This window comes from Bacteroides sp. HMSC067B03, from assembly GCF_001811315.1.
Lineage (GTDB): Bacteria > Bacteroidota > Bacteroidia > Bacteroidales > Bacteroidaceae > Bacteroides > Bacteroides faecis.
In genome coordinates this window covers 1-698 of record NZ_KV804382.1, presented here as the reverse complement: position 1 = coordinate 698, position 698 = coordinate 1, and the positions used below count along the sequence as shown (strand labels likewise).

General features: G+C 30.2%; 1 protein-coding gene. It reads left to right on the top strand.

All coding sequences use genetic code 11. From position 1 onward, the window contains the following. Window positions 1-210 precede the first annotated feature (210 nt). On the top strand, window positions 211-567 hold the full coding sequence (mobC, locus tag HMPREF2794_RS15960) for a plasmid mobilization protein (RefSeq protein WP_007557662.1): 357 nt from the start codon (window positions 211-213) through the stop codon (window positions 565-567). Window positions 568-698 lie beyond the last annotated feature (131 nt).

The window sequence follows — 698 nt, the reverse complement described above, 5'->3', positions numbered from 1 at the left end:
GAAAAAAGAACATTATTATGATACCAAAAAATAATCTTATAGTATTCTTTTCCCTTTTGTTTGGTAGGGTGTTTAGGAATTTATATATTTGCGTTTGTAGAAATTAATAGCAAGATGTGTTTTTGTGTCCACAAAAACCAAATCTTGCCTGATAAATCAGGAGTTTAGCCCCCTCGCAACTTGGGGGCATATATTATTTAGTATCATAGTATGAAAGCAAATAAAAGAGATAGAATAGTGAAAGTTCGCTTAACGAATTTAGAATATGAAGAACTAACTAAAGCTTCTAAATCTAGCAAATGTATGTCAGATTATTTTAGACAGAGAGTCTTTAGGAAAGGAGTTGGTCTTATTGACCCTAAAGAATTTATTCGTTCGATGGATGAAATTTGTTTGGAAATGAAACGTATAGGAAATAATATAAATCAGTTGGCTAGGTATGTAAATATTCATAAGGAAGAAGTTAATCAAGAGGTTCTTAATGAGGTAGAAAAGAAAATGGCAGACTATGTAATTATGCAAGATAAATTGAATGTTACTTGGCGTAAGTTGATGTCAATCAAATAATATATGTATATATAATATTGATATATATAATTTTAGTGATAAAGACAGCGTTACTATTTCTTTCCCCTAAAGTTCTTTGTGTCGTTTCTCTCTATACCTGAATACAGGAAAACGGCTGCATCATAAAAGAA

Coding starts and splice junctions, on each gene's coding strand:
- mobC (WP_007557662.1), top strand. CDS start 211: ATGAAAGCAAATAAAAGAGATAGAATAGTGAAAGTTCGCTTAACGAAT.